The organism is Halomonas sp. HP20-15, assembly GCF_033446685.1.
GTDB lineage: Bacteria > Pseudomonadota > Gammaproteobacteria > Pseudomonadales > Halomonadaceae > Modicisalibacter.
The window spans coordinates 368,589-381,874 of the sequence record NZ_JAWQLY010000002.1 but is presented as its reverse complement, the minus strand read 5'-3'; the positions used below and the strand labels follow the sequence as shown (position 1 = coordinate 381,874).

At 66.5% G+C, this 13,286-nt stretch carries 11 protein-coding genes; 1 reads left to right on the top strand and 10 read right to left on the bottom strand.

The features are described from left to right. The first annotated feature begins 21 nt into the window (after positions 1–21). On the top strand, positions 22–1,122 hold the full coding sequence (locus R6258_RS04165; RefSeq protein ID WP_318447785.1) for a TRAP transporter substrate-binding protein: 1,101 nt from the start codon (positions 22–24) through the stop codon (positions 1,120–1,122). Positions 1,123–1,224: 102 nt separating this feature from the next. Here R6258_RS04165 and nuoN read toward each other — a convergent pair whose 3' ends face one another. The 10 genes from nuoN to nuoE all read right to left on the bottom strand — a co-directional run bounded on the left by nuoN (position 1,225) and on the right by nuoE (position 13,286). After that, positions 1,225–2,682 carry an NADH-quinone oxidoreductase subunit NuoN gene (gene nuoN / locus R6258_RS04160; protein ID WP_318447782.1) on the bottom strand — a complete coding sequence of 486 codons (1,458 nt, stop codon included), beginning with the start codon at positions 2,680–2,682 and terminating at the stop codon, positions 1,225–1,227. After that, a complete protein-coding gene (gene nuoM, locus R6258_RS04155; protein ID WP_318447780.1) occupies positions 2,679–4,223 on the bottom strand; it encodes an NADH-quinone oxidoreductase subunit M in 1,545 nt (514 codons plus the stop codon). The genes nuoN and nuoM overlap by 4 nt, the downstream gene beginning before the upstream one ends. A gap of 87 nt (positions 4,224–4,310) precedes the next feature. Further along, positions 4,311–6,170, bottom strand: a complete 1,860-nt coding sequence (gene nuoL, locus R6258_RS04150; RefSeq protein WP_318447777.1) for an NADH-quinone oxidoreductase subunit L — start codon at positions 6,168–6,170, stop codon at positions 4,311–4,313. A gap of 11 nt (positions 6,171–6,181) precedes the next feature. Beyond that, positions 6,182–6,490, bottom strand: coding sequence for an NADH-quinone oxidoreductase subunit NuoK (nuoK, locus tag R6258_RS04145; protein WP_318447775.1), 309 nt, complete (start codon positions 6,488–6,490; stop codon positions 6,182–6,184). After that, complete coding sequence (gene nuoJ / locus R6258_RS04140; protein WP_318447772.1) at positions 6,487–7,032, bottom strand: NADH-quinone oxidoreductase subunit J; 546 nt, start codon at positions 7,030–7,032, stop codon at positions 6,487–6,489. Before nuoJ ends, nuoK begins: the two co-directional genes overlap by 4 nt. 27 nt (positions 7,033–7,059) lie before the next feature. Then, entirely contained in the window at positions 7,060–7,599 is a 540-nt protein-coding gene (gene nuoI / locus R6258_RS04135; protein WP_318447769.1) for an NADH-quinone oxidoreductase subunit NuoI, read from the bottom strand. A gap of 31 nt (positions 7,600–7,630) precedes the next feature. Continuing rightward, positions 7,631–8,611: an NADH-quinone oxidoreductase subunit NuoH gene (nuoH, locus tag R6258_RS04130; RefSeq protein ID WP_318447767.1), complete on the bottom strand. Its 981-nt coding sequence runs from the start codon at positions 8,609–8,611 to the stop codon at positions 7,631–7,633. Then, positions 8,608–11,388 (bottom strand): NADH-quinone oxidoreductase subunit NuoG, encoded by a 2,781-nt coding sequence (gene nuoG, locus R6258_RS04125; protein WP_318447764.1) that lies wholly within the window; start codon positions 11,386–11,388, stop codon positions 8,608–8,610. Before nuoG ends, nuoH begins: the two co-directional genes overlap by 4 nt. Before the next feature lie 33 nt (positions 11,389–11,421). After that, the gene (nuoF, locus tag R6258_RS04120) at positions 11,422–12,780 is read right to left on the bottom strand and encodes an NADH-quinone oxidoreductase subunit NuoF (RefSeq protein WP_318447762.1); all 1,359 of its coding nucleotides are present in this window, start codon (positions 12,778–12,780) and stop codon (positions 11,422–11,424) included. Then, positions 12,777–13,286, bottom strand: coding sequence for an NADH-quinone oxidoreductase subunit NuoE (gene nuoE / locus R6258_RS04115; RefSeq protein ID WP_318447759.1), 510 nt, complete (start codon positions 13,284–13,286; stop codon positions 12,777–12,779). The genes nuoF and nuoE overlap by 4 nt, the downstream gene beginning before the upstream one ends.

The following is a 13,286-nucleotide window of genomic DNA, read 5'->3' as shown; positions in this document are numbered from 1 at the left end:
CACAAAAAAGGGGAACGCACCATGCAAATCAAGACGTTGGCTTCCGCGGTCGCGATGGCGACCAGCGCGGCCGGGCTGATGGCCCTGGCCGCAACGGCCCAGGCGCAAGAGAACTTCGAGTGGAAGATGGTCACCTCGTGGCCGAAGAACTTTCCCGGAGTCGGCCAGGGACCCGAGCGCCTCGCCGAGCTGGTCGACAAGATGTCCGACGGCCGGCTGACCATCGATGTCTACGGCGCCGGCCAGCTGGTCCCGGGCTTCGAGGTCTTCGACGCGGTTTCCGAGGGTACCGCCGAAATGGGCCACTCCGCATCCTACTACTGGAAAGGCAAGGCGCCGGCCGCACAGTTCTTCGCCGCCGTGCCGTTCGGCATGAACGCCCAGGAAATGAACGCCTGGTTGCAGTACGGCGGCGGCATGGAACTATGGAACGAGTTGTACGACCAGTTCGGCGTCGAAGTCATGGTCGCCGGCGCCTCCGGCGTGCAGATGGGCGGCTGGTACAACAAGGAGATCAATTCGGTCGCCGACCTCGACGGCCTGAAGATGCGCATGCCGGGGCTGGGTGGCGAAGTCATGAGCCGCATGGGCGTGGCAATCGTCAACATGCCGGGAGGCGAGATCTTCACTTCGCTGCAATCCGGGGCGATCGACGCCACCGAATGGATCGGGCCCTACAACGATCTGGCCTTCGGTCTCTACCAGGCCGCCGATTACTACTACTACCCGGGCTGGCACGAGCCGACCGTGATGTTCGAGGCGATCGTCAATAAAGAAGCCATGGCATCGCTGCCGGACGACCTGCAGGCGATCCTGCGCACCGCCGTGGCCGACGTCAATCAGTCGGTGCTCGACGAGTACACCGCCCGCAACAACGACGCCCTGCAGACGCTGGTCAACGAGCACAACGTCCAGCTCAAGCGCTTCCCCGACGACGTACTCGCCAAGGCCCAGCAGCTCTCCGAGGATGTGGTCAGCGAGCTCGCCGCCTCCGACCCCATGGCCAAGAAGATCTATGACTCCTATAGCGCCTTTCAGGACAAGGTCGAAAACTACCACGCGATTTCCGAGCAGGCCTTCTACAACGCCCGCAACCCCGAGGGCGACACTACCGCCGACTGAGGCGAGCGAGCATCATCGAAGAACGCAAAACAAAAGCCCCGCGCATCGGCGCGGGGCTTTTTATTGCTCATGATGCAGCTCTCGCAGGATCGAACGCTGGCGTTAGCCCGCCGTCGCCAGCATGGCGCTGCTCATGAGCCGCACCCATTCGATCATCGGCGTCGGGTAGATACCCAGCAGGATGATCAGCAGCGCCACCCCCAGCACGACCACACCGCCGGCACGCATGCCCCAGTTCTCCGGCGCATCGCGTTTCTGCATGCCCGCCTCGGCCAGGTACAGGGTGACCATCACCCGCAGGTAGTAGTAGAGCCCGATGGCACTGCCCACGATCACCGCTCCCACCAGCCACCAGCGCCCGGCCTCGACACCCAGCGCGATGATGTAGAACTTGCCGATGAAGCCCGCGGTGAAGGGGATACCGGCCAGCGACAGCATGGTCACGGTGAGCACCGCGGTCAGGTAGGGGCGTCGCCAGAACAGACCACGATAATGGTGCAGCCCCGCCGCATCCTCGCCGCGATAGGGCGAAGAAATCAGCGTCACCACGCCGAACGCGCCCAGCGTGGTCAGCATGTAGACCACCAGGTAGACCCCGGTCGCCTCGACCGAAAGCCCCTCGCCGATGACCAGCGCCGTGAGCAGGTAACCGAAGTGGGCGATCGACGAGTAACCCAGCAGACGCTTGAGGTTGGACTGGGTCAGCGCCAGCAGGTTGCCGACCAGCATGGTGAGGATTGCCAGCACCGCCAGTACCCCGTGCAGCCAGGCATCCTGAAAGGCCGGGGCCGCCATGACCAGCCGCAGCAGCACCACGAATACCGCGACCTTGCTGGCCGAGGCGAGGAAGGTCGCTGCCGGGCCCGGCCCGCCCTCGTAGACATCCGGTGTCCACAGGTGAAACGGTACGATCGACAGCTTGAAACCCAGCCCCATGAGCATCAGCGCGGCACCGGCAAGGCCCCAGGCACCGGGGTTTTCCGCCAGCCCGGCGGTCAGCCCGGCAAAATCGAGATGGCCGGTCTCGGCATAGAGCAGCGACATGCCGAATAGCAGGATGGCGGTCGCCGCCGCGGACAGCACCAGATACTTGACCCCGGCCTCGAGCGAGCGCCGCTCATGGTAGGTGTAGGCGAGCATGCCATACAGCGGCATCGACAGCAGCTCGAGACCGAAGAACAGCGTCGCCAGATGGGTGCTGGCGGCCAGCACCATGCCGCCCGCCGTGGCACACAGCAGCAGCAGGTAGAACTCCTCGCGCGGCCCCCGATAGTGTTCGAGATAGGCATGGCCCAGCGTGGCACAGGCCAGCGCTGCGATCAGGATCAGCACCGCGGCGAAGATCGCCAGGCCATCGACGGCCAACATCGGCGTGGCCAGCGGCGCCATGAACCACACACCGATCAGCGAGACGAGCGCCAGGTTGAGACCCACCGCCGTGGTCACGGCGATGCCGGTGTGATGGCGGCGCCAGGCGATCCCCAGCATCACCACTAGGGCCGTGGCGCAGACCAGGATCAGCGGCGTCAGCGCCAGCAGATGCGTCGCGGTCAAGGTCATGGAGCCCCCGTCAGCAGAGTGGATGACTGCGCAGCGGCGCCGAACAGCTGCTGCACCTCGAGCATCGCCGCGCCGGTGGTGTCCAGCAGTGGTTGCGGATAGAGCCCGAACAGCAGTACCAGGCCGAGGATCGAGAGCATCATCAGGTATTCGCGACTATCGAGATCGGCGAACCGCCCATCGCCCTGGGACGGGCCGAAGTGAACCCGCTGCATCAGCAGCAGCGAGTAGATCGCCGCCAGCACCAGTCCGCCGCTGCCGATGACCACCGTCCAGGGCGCGACCGGGAAGGTGCCGAACAGGACCATGAACTCACCGAGGAAATTGGCGGTGCCGGGCATGCCCAGCGAGGCGGCGACGAAGCACAGCGAGAACCCCGGCAGGCTCCCCATGCGTCCCCATAGGCCGCCCATCTCGCGCATGTCGCGGGTGTGCAGCCGCTCGTAGATCTGGCCGCTCAGGATGAACAGCCCGGCCGCCGAGAAGGCGTGGGCGACCATCAGCATCACCACACCCTGCAGGGCGAGCTCGGTACCGGCATAGATACCGATCAGCACGAACCCCATGTGCGAGATACTGGTGTAGGCGATCAGGCGCTTGACGTCCTGCTGTCCGCAAGCCAGCAGCGCTCCGTAGAAGACCCCCACCAGGCCCAGCGTCATGGCCACCGGGGCGAAGGTCTGCGAGGCCTCGGGGAACAAGGGCAGGGCGAAGCGCAGCATGCCGTAGGCGGCGGTCTTGAGCAGGATGCCGGCGAGATCGACGCTACCCGCGGTCGGCGCCTGGGCATGAGCATCAGGTAGCCAGCCGTGCAGCGGCACGACCGGCAGCTTGACCGCGAAGGCGATGAAGAAGCCGAGCATCAGCAGCATCGCCACCCCCTCGGACAGCGGCGTCTCCATCAGCGTCGCGTAGCCGAACGAGTACTCGCCGGTATTGGCGTGGTGCACGAAAACCAGGCCGAGTATCGATACCAGCATCAACAGGCCGCTGGCCTGGGTATAGATGAAGAACTTGGTCGCCGCGCGGATGCGGGTCCGCCCTTCCGAGCCGCTATGCCCCCACAGCGCGATCAGGAAGTACATCGGTACCAGCATCATTTCCCAGAAGAAGAAGAACAGGAACAGGTCGATCGCCAGGAAGACACCCACCACGCCGCCGAGTATCCACAGCAGGTTGAGATGAAAGAAGCCGACCCGGCGCACGATCTCGTTCCAGGAGCAGAGTACCGCCAGCATGCCCAGGAAGCCGGTCAACGCGATCAGCACCAGCGACAGGCCATCGAGCGCCAGGTGGACGTTGATGCCAAAGCGCGGGATCCACGCTACCTGCCACTCCATGGACCAGCGAGTCGCCTCGCTGGCGGTGCCCATCTGCGGCAGATGGTAGTCGCCGTGGAACCACAGCCCCAGCGTGATCAACAGCTCGATCAACATTGTCGCCAGCGCGATCCAGCGCGGCGCCTGATCGCCGAAGCGTTCACCCTGCCAGCACAATAGACCGCCGACGAAGGGAATCAGGATCAGCCAGAGCAGCGTCATAAGCGGTGCGTTCCCTGTGTTTGTCGATACATTGGTGGCATCCCCCTGCCCCTCGTTATGTAAACCATGTTGCGCGAATCCCGCCGTTCAGCCGCCCAGCACCAGCACGATCAGGACCACCGTGACCCCCAGCGCCATGCTGGTGGCGTACAGCCGCAGCTTGCCGGACTGGGTGTAGCTCAGGCCGCGGTGCGACAACCAGGCCATCCAGCCCGCCACCAGCATCAGTCGATCGATGATGTCGTTGCGCAGGACATGCACCAGGCCGCGATAGGGGCGCACCAGCAGCCGGTCGTAGGCGATATCGAAGCCCCAGGCGTGATTCCAGAGCCGCCATAGCCGGGCCTCCCAACCGTCCGAGACGCGCTCGGCGAGCCAGCGCCGCCGCTTGAGGAACAGCCAGGCGGCCAGTCCCAGACCGCCCAGCGAGGCGGCCGCGGCGAAAATGCCCAGTACGGTGTGCCCTACCCCGTGGGCGTCGGCCCCGAGGCCCACGGGCAGCACGCCCTCCAGCGGCGGATGGATCCCGGCGCCGAGGAAGGTCGAGAGGATCGCCAGTAAGACCAGCGGCAGGCCGTGCACCAGACCGCGACCGGCCTCGGCATGACGGGCATTGTCGCTTTTCATCTCGCCGTGGAAGGTGCCGATGATCAGGCGCAGGGTATACAGCGAAGTCAGGAAGGCACCGACCAGGCCCGCCAGCATCAGCCCGCCATCGCCGGCGGCCCAGGCTTCCCAGAGAATCTCGTCCTTGCTGTAGAAGCCGGCGGTGACCAGCGGCAGCGCCGCCAGCGCCGCGCCGCCGACCACGAAGCCGGCATAGGCCAGCGGCAACCGGCGCCACAATCCACCCAGGCGGCGCATGTCCTGCTCGTGATGGCAGCTGACGATCACCGCACCGGCGGAGAGGAACAGCAGCGCCTTGAAGAAGGCATGGGTCATCAGGTGGAAGATCGCCGCGTCATAGGCGCCCACCCCCAGCGCCAGGAACATGTAGCCGATCTGGCTCATCGTCGAGTAGGCCAGCACCCGCTTGATGTCGGTCTGGGCCAGCGCCGAGAAGCCGGCCATCAGCAGCGTCAGCGCGCCGATCACGCCGACCAGATAGAGCACCGCCGGCGCCAGTTCGAAGATCCCGTGCAGCCGAGCGATGAGGTAGACGCCGGCGGTGACCATGGTTGCCGCGTGGATCAGCGCCGACACCGGCGTGGGACCGGCCATGGCGTCGGCCAGCCAGGTGTGCAGCGGCAACTGGGCCGACTTGCCCAGTGCCCCGCCGAGAATCAGCAAGGCCGCCAGTTGGACCTCGAGGGAACCCTCGCTCCACACCTCGGGGGCGCGCGTGAGGATCTCGGCGATGTTCAGCGTACCCAGCGCGCGGAACAGCAGAAATAGCCCGATGGCCAGGAATATATCGCCCAGGCGGGTGATGATGAACGCCTTGAAGGCCGCCCAGCCGTTGGCCGAGACTTGATAGTAGTAGCCGATCAGCAGATAGCTGCACAGGCCGACGCCTTCCCAGCCCAGGTAAAGCAGCAGGACGTTGTCGCCGAGCACCAGCAGGATCATGCTGAACACGAACAGGTTCATGTAGGCGTAGAAGCGGGTAACGCCGCTTTCGCCGCGCATGTACCAGGCGGCGAACAGGTGGATCAGGAAACCGACGCCGGTAATGATCGACAGCATGGTCAGCGAAAGGCCATCGAGACGCAGCCCGATGGTCGGTCGAAAGTCACCCACCGACAGCCAGGTCCATAGCGTCATGTCGACGCCGGTGCCGCCGCTGGTGTGAAAGGCCCAGCCGACCCAGGCGGTGACCAATGCCGCCAGCCCGACACTGGCCACGCCGACCACCGCGCTGGCCCGTGCGTTGAGCGTGCCCCGCGACAGGGCCAGGATCAGGGTGCCGACCAGCGGCAGTAAAAACGTCAGTGGCAACAACGACATCGACAGCTCCCTTAGCCGCGCATTCGGTTGGCGGCGTCCACATCAAGCGACTTGAAGCGATGGTGGAGCTGGATCAGCAGCGCCAGACCCACGCTCGCCTCGGCCGCGGCCAGGGTGATCACCAGCAGGAACATCGCCTGACCTTCGGGCTGCCCCCAGGCCGTACCGCCGACGATGAACGCCAAGGCCACGGCATTGAGCATGACCTCCAGGCTCATCAGCACGAACACCATGTTGCGCCGGGTGACCAGCCCGGCGAAGCCCAGCACGAAGAGGATCGCGGCCAGCACCAGGCCATGTTCCATGGGTATTCCGTTCATGACGCCTCCTTGCGGGCACCGGTTTCGGCGTGAATCTCGGGCTTGTCGGGCGATGCCACGCGACCGACGTGCGAGGCCGTGACCAGCGCCGCCAGCAGCAGCATGGCACCCAACTCGACGACCATCAGCCAGGGCCCGAACAGCAGCGAGCCCACCGCCTTGGCGGTCAGTATCTCGCCGCTGATCATGCGCTCGGCATTCCCCGACCACAGCGTGGCGACCAGCGTCACCAACAGCACCGCGGCGAGCAGCGCCGGGCCCAGCCAGATGCGCGGCTTGAGCCAGGCCTTCTCCTGGGCGGTGGTCTGCTCGCCCAGGTTGAGCATCATCACCACGAACACGAACAGCACCATGATCGCCCCGGCGTAGACGATCACCTCCAGCGCCCCGGCGAAGGGCGCGCCCAGCGCGAAGAACACCAGCGCCACCGAGATCAGCGAAACGATCAGGTAGAGCAGCGCATGCACCGGATTGGTGTTGGTGATGACCCCCAGCGTCGCCAGTACGGCGACCAGGCCACTCAGGTAGAAGGCGATTTCCATGGTTGCGTCCCGCTAGTGAATGCTGACTTACGGCAGCAGCGACTTGACGTCGATCGGTTGTTCCTCGTTCTGCGCCCGGCCCTTGTCCTTGCCGGCGATCGACAGCCCCGCCACTTTATAGAAGTGGTAATCGTGATCCTTGCCGGGCCCGTCGATCAGCAGGTCCTGCTTCTCGTAAACCAGCTCCTGGCGCCGGAACTCGCTCATCTCGAAGTCCGGGGTGAGCTGGATCGCCGAGGTCGGGCAAGCCTCCTCGCACATGCCGCAGAAGATGCAGCGCGAGAAATTGATGCGAAAGAACTCGGGATACCAGCGACCATCCTCCTGCTCACCCTTTTGCAGCGAGATGCAGGCCACCGGGCAGGCCACCGCGCACAGGTTGCAGGCCACGCAACGCTCCTCGCCGTCGGGGTCGCGGGTCAGCACGATGCGCCCCCGGTAGCGCGGCGGCAGATAGACCGACTCCTCCGGGTAGTTGAGCGTCTCGCGCTTGCGGAAACTGTGCATGAAGACCATGCCCAGCGTGCGCAGCTGGGAGACGGTGCCTTCGATCACTTTCATGAACATGGCCGTATCTCCTCGGTTACAGTGGCGGTGATCACAGCGGATCGGCAATCAGGATCACCGCCCCGGTCACCAGCAGATTGATCAGAGTCAGCGGCAGACAGAACTTCCAGCCGAAACTCATTACCCGGTCGTAGCGTGGCCGCGGCAGTGCGGCGCGCAGCAGCACGAAGAACACCAGGAAGGCGCCGGTCTTGAGCGAGAACCAGACGATCGGCGGCAGCAGCGGCCCGTGCCAGCCACCGAAGAACAGCGTCACGATCAGCGCCGAGACCAGCACCATGCCGACATACTCGCCGATGAAGAACATGCCGAACTTCATGCTCGAGTATTCGACGTGATAGCCGTCGGCAAGCTCCTGCTCGGCCTCGGGCTGGTCGAACGGGTGGCGGTGGGTCACCGCGACCCCGGCAAGCAGGAAGGTGCAGAAGCCGAAGAACTGCGGAATCACGAACCACAGGCCCTCCTGGGCGTTGACGATCTCGCGCATGTTGAACGAGCCGGTCATCGCCACCACGCCCATCAACGCCAGGCCCATGAACACCTCGTACGAGAGCGTCTGCGCCGAGGCGCGCATGGCGCCGATCAGGGCGTACTTGTTGCCGCTCGACCAGCCACCGAACAGCACCGCATAGACATTGATACCGGCCATGGCGAGGAAGAACAGCAGGCCTATATTGAGATCCGCCACCCCCCAGCCCGGGGTGATGGGAATGATCATGAACGACAGCAGCAACGAGGCCATGGCGATCGCCGGGGCCAGCACGAACAGCGTGCGGTCGGCGAACGGCGGAATCCAGTCCTCCTTGAAGAAGATCTTGATCATGTCGGCGACCAGCTGCAGCGAGCCGAACGGACCGACCCGGTTGGGCCCGTAGCGGTCCTGCCACAGCCCCAGCAGGCGCCGTTCGACCACCGTCATCACCGCGCCCAGCAATACCGCGCCGAGCAGGATCACCACGGCCTGGAGCATGGCGATCAGACTGGCGACGACCGTCGGCGACAGCCAGCTCATGGGCGGTCTCCTATCTCATCGTCACGGCGGGCCGCGGCACCGGCATCGTGATGGGTCGTCGCGCCCGGGCTCAACTCGGCCCAGTCGCCGCTGACCAGCCCCGGCTCGACACCCGCCGGCACGCCGATCAGTCCGGCGGGCAGCGCGGCATCGAGCTGTACCGGCAGACTGATCCGGCCACCCTCGGTGGCCACGCTGAGCAGGTCGCCGTCGCTGCAGCCCAGCCGCTGGGCATCATCGGCCGACAGCCGCAGCGTCGCCGGCGCGCTACGCTCGACGATCGGCGCGGCGCGCGACGAGGTTTCCTCGCCACCGAACAGCCGCGGCAGCACCACTACTTGCCAGGCCGAGTCGCGGGGAGTGAAGTTCGCGGGTAGCGCGGCGTGATAGTCGTAATTGTCCGGCTGCGGGTGCAGCAGGCGCACCCCCGGGTCGCCGGCGCTCAAATGGCCGCCGACCTCGTCGGTGAACTTGTTCCATGCCTGCGGCGAGTTCCAGCCTGGCGCCCAGGCGAAGGCGACCTCTTCGCGTGGCCGGTCGAAGCCGTTATAGCCTTCCATCGAGAAGGTGAATGGCGAATCGGCATCTTGCGGGGCACGCGGCTCGTTGACATCGAGATGCGCGCGCATCGCGGTACGCCCGCTGTAGCGGTGTGGCTCGCGCGCCAGCTTGAGCCCGCGCACCCGGTAATCGGCGCCCGGCGCGGCGCCGAGGATGCCGTGCAACTCGGGATAGCGCTCGGCGCAGGCCTGGGTCACCGCATCGAGGGTGATCTCGCCGGCGTCGTGGCGCAGCATGTCGGCGCGCAGCGCGTGCAGCCAGCGCCAACTCTCGTGGATGCGCGTCTCGGGGCGGATGTAGCGCGGATCGAAGACCTGGAAGAAACGCTGGGCGCGCCCCTCCAGGCTGACCAGGGTGCCGTCGGCCTCGGTGAAGGCCGCCGCCGGCAGGCCCAGGTGGGCATGCTGCCAGGTGGCGGTGCGCTGATGGTCGAGCGCGATCACCGTCTCGGCACGCTCCAGCGCGGCGTCGATCCGGTTGCGCGGCGCACGCTGGTAGAGGTCATTCTCGAGCACCACCACCGCATCGGCACGGGCACTGTCGAGTTCATCGAGCGCCCACTCGAGTGACTCGCCGCCGAGCATCGCCAGGCCGGTGCTGTTGGCCTCGCCGCGTATCAGCAACAGGCCGCCCTCGCGGGTGCGCCGGGCCAGCGCCCGAGCCACGCTGCCGGCCGCCTCGATCACCGCCAGCGAGCCCAGCGAGCCACCGCCGACGACCAGCGGACGGCCCGCCGCGAGCAACCGCTCGGCGATGGTTTCGGCTTCGCGCCGGGTGGCCTCGTCGAGGCCCTCCACCGCCGGGGCCGACGCGTCGATGGCGTGCGCCACGGCGAAGCCGAGCCGGGCGATATCGTCCGGCGCCAGCGCCCAGCTCGCGGCGCTGACGTCGTCGAGTCCGGTGACGGTGGGGTAGGCGATGTACAGCGGGTGGTAGCTGTCCTGGCCGAGCGTCCTGACCGCGTCGTCGTTCCAGGCCGGGATGCCGCGCTCGGCGGCCAGTTCGGTGCGCCGAGCGGTGGCCGCCTGACGCACCGCCAGGCCGACCCGGGCGGCGCTGGCGATCAGGTCCTCGCCGAGCACCAGGATGGCGTCGTGGTCCTCGACATCGCGCAGCGTCGGGATGGGCAGCCCGCAGGTCCGGTTGAGGGTCTGCATGGCCGTCAGGCAGGCCTGCTCCCGCGCGGCGATACCGGTCGAGAAGTTGCCTTCGCCGACCAGCTCACGCAGTTGATGGTTGCTTTCGAGACTCGCCCGCGGCGAGCCGATACCGATCACCCGGCGCGCGGTGCGCAGCAGGTCGGCGCCGCGATCCAGCGCTGCATCGACTTCCAGGGTGACCGAGGTGTCGCCGCGGTCGCTGCGCCACTCGGGGCGTAGCGGGCGGTCGCTGCGATTGACGTAGCCATAACCGAAACGACCCCGGTCGCAGAGGAAGTAGCGGTTGACCTCGCCGTGATAGCGATTCTCGATGCGCCGAATATCGCCATAGCGCTCGCCGGGGCTGATGTTGCAGCCCGAGGCGCACTGATGGCAGATGCTCGGCGCGAACTGCAGGTCCCATTTGCGGGTGTAATGGTCGGAGTGGGTCTGGTCGGTGAACACCCCGGTGGGGCAGACCTCGGTGAGGTTGCCGGAGAACGGACTCTCGAGCACGCCGTCCTGGTGACGGCCGAAGTAGATGTTGCTGTTGGCGCCGAAGGCACCGAGATCGGTGCCGCCGGCGTAGTCGCGGTAGAAGCGCACGCAGCGATAGCAGGTGATGCAGCGGTTCATCTCGTGGGCGATGAACGGCCCCAGATACTGGTTGCGATGGGTGCGCTTGCGAAAGCGATAGCGCCGCCGGTCGTGACCGGTCATCACGGTCATGTCCTGCAGGTGGCAGTGGCCGCCCTCCTCGCACACCGGGCAATCGTGCGGGTGGTTGATCATCAGCCACTCGATGACGCTGGCGCGAAACTCCTTCGCCTCCTCGTCGTCGATCGAGATCCAGCTGTCGTCGGTCGCCGGCGTCATGCACGACATCACCAGCATACCCTGGGTATCGTCGGCGTCCTTGTACTTCTTGACCGCACACTGGCGGCAGGCGCCGACGCTACCCATCGCCGGGTGCCAGCAGAAGTAGGGTACATCGAGGCCCAGCGACAGGCAGGCACCGAGGAGATTGTCCGCCCCGTCGACGTCGTAGCTCTGCCCGTCCACGTGAATCGTCGCCATGCCGTTACCTCGCCTTGGGGTGAATGGATCCGCTCATACCTCGCCCACCGGAATCGGGTCGGCATGAGCGGAACGCGGCGGATGCGCGACGCCGCGCTCGAATTCGTCGCGGAAGTACTTGAGCGCCGACTGCAGCGGCATTGCAGCGCCCGGGGCATGGGCGCAGAAGGTCTTGCCCGGCCCCAGGTCACTACCCAGCTTGTCGAGCATCTCCAGGTCGCCGCGCTCGCCCTCGCCGCGCTCGAGCGACTGGAGAAGCTTGACGGTCCACGGCAGCCCATCGCGACACGGCGTGCACCAGCCGCACGACTCGCGGGCGAAGAACTGTTCGAGATTGCGCACCAGCGAGAGCACGCTCTGGTCCTCGTTGACCACCGTCAGTAGCCCCGTTCCCATACGGCTGCCCTGCTTGCCGATGCTGTCGAAGTCGAGCGGCAGCTCGAGGTGCTCGGGCAACAGAAAGCCGGTACTGCCGCCACCGGGCAGCCAGGTCTTGAGCGCACGGCCATCGCGCATGCCGCCGGCAAGTTCGAGCAGTTCGTTGCCGCTGATGCCGATCGGCAACTCCCACAACCCCGGCCGATTGACCTTGCCGGAGACGCCGTAGAGCTTGGTGCCGCCGTCGTCGCTCAGCCCGCCGGACAGCTCCTGGTACCACTTTGCGCCGTGGCGCATCACCGCCGGCGCGTTGCAGAAGGTCTCGACGTTGTTGACCACGGTGGGCTTGCCCCAGGCGCCCGACTGGCCCGGAAACGGCGGCTTGGCACGCGGGTTGGCGCGCTTGCCCTCCAGCGAGCTGATCAGCGCCGTCTCCTCGCCGCAGATGTAGCGCCCGGCGCCGGTATGCAGGGCGATGTCGAAATCGTAACCGCTGCCGGCGATGTCGCTGCCCAGCCAGCCGGCGGCCCGCGCCTCTTCGATCGCACGGGTCAGGGCGCGAGCGGCCTCGACGTATTCGCCGCGCAGGAAGATGTAGCCGAAGCGCGAGTGGTTGGCGTAGCCACCGATGATCATGCCTTCGATCAGCAGGTGAGGCAGCTGCTCGAGCAGCAGGCGGTCCTTGAAGGTGCCCGGCTCCATCTCGTCGGCGTTGCACACCAGGTAACCGCGCGGGATGCCTTCGCCCTTCATGGTCAGGCTCCACTTCATGCCCGCCGAGAAGCCGGCGCCACCGCGTCCGCGCACGTTGGCTTCCTTCATGGTGGCGACCACGTCGTCGGACGACTGATGGTTGAGCACCTCGCGCGCGGCGGCGTAGCCGTCCTTGTCGAGGTATTCGTCGAGTCCGACCATGGCGCCGTCCTCGCGCAACCGCCAGGTCAGCGGATGGGTTTCGGCGCGGCGCTCGGCGGCGCCTTGGCGCAGCTGGCAGTGATAACGGCTGACGCTCATGCATAGCCCTCCAGCAGATCGGCCACGTCCTCGGGCGCGACGGGGCCGTAGGTGTCGTCGTCGACCATCAGCGCCGGGCCGCGGTCGCAGGCGCCCAGGCAGCACACCGGCAGCAGCGTGAAGCGGCCGTCCGCGGTGGTCTGGCCCAGGCCGATGCCGAGCCGGGCCGACAGCGCCTCGCGCAGCTCGTCGTAGTCGTTGAGAAAGCACGAGCTGCTGTCGCAGACCAGGATCACGTGGCGCCCCACCGGCTGGCGGAAGATCAGGCTGTAGAAGGTCGCCACGCCCTCAACGGAGGCGGGGCCGATGCCCAGCACCTCGGCAATGGCGGGGATCGCCGCGTCGGGCACCCAGCCGTGGCGGCGCTGGACGATCTTCAGCGCCTCGATGCAGGCCGCCTGGGGCTGCTCATAGTGATCGCGTTCGTGTTCGATCGCCCGGCGATCCTCGTCGGCAAGAGTGAAGCCTTCGCCATCGCTGGCGATGTGTCGTGCGGTCTCGGTCAT